Origin of the sequence: Bartonella sp. AP58NXGY (genome assembly GCF_042195785.1) — a bacterium.
GTDB lineage: Bacteria > Pseudomonadota > Alphaproteobacteria > Rhizobiales > Rhizobiaceae > Bartonella.
Genome location: NZ_JBHIOY010000451.1, coordinates 1 through 506 on the forward strand (window position 1 = coordinate 1; position 506 = coordinate 506).

General features: G+C 38.7%; 1 protein-coding gene. It reads left to right on the forward strand.

What is annotated here, in order from left to right:
* Positions 1-380: hypothetical protein (locus ACFINC_RS11955; RefSeq protein WP_375617331.1), on the forward strand; the 380-nt coding region annotated here is incomplete at its 5' end.
* Positions 381-506: the final 126 nt, after the last annotated feature.

A 506-nucleotide genomic window follows, 5' to 3' on the forward strand; every position in this document is an offset into this window, starting at 1 on the left:
AGGGAAATTGCTGGGTCTATGATGAGGCTCTTGTGTTTAAAAATGGTCACGTTTATGAAAATGCAAGGGTTTTTGGCAAGGCTGTCACTTGTGGTCATATCTATGGTCATGCGCGGGTTTATGACAATGCTATCGTAGCTGGCTATATCTATGATAATGCCCATGTTTATGGCAAGGCTATTATTTATGATAATGCCTATGTTTATGACAATGCTAGGGTTTATGAAAACGCGCGTATAGCAAATGACGTGCATGTTTATGAAAATGCTCATATCCATGGCATTGCTGTTATTCGTGAAAATGTCGGCGGGTCTACTAAAATAAAAACCTATATTGAACAGCTTTCCCCTTATAGCGAATTAGAGATTGTCTGGGTTTAATTAATAAAGCTGTGTAAATGAAAGTACAGGCGCGGTGGGGGCGCCTGCTTTCAATCCAATTTTCCATTTCAAATTTTAGAAAACGTTTATCACATTAGATTGTGAGGGTACTCCTATGTGCAAAAA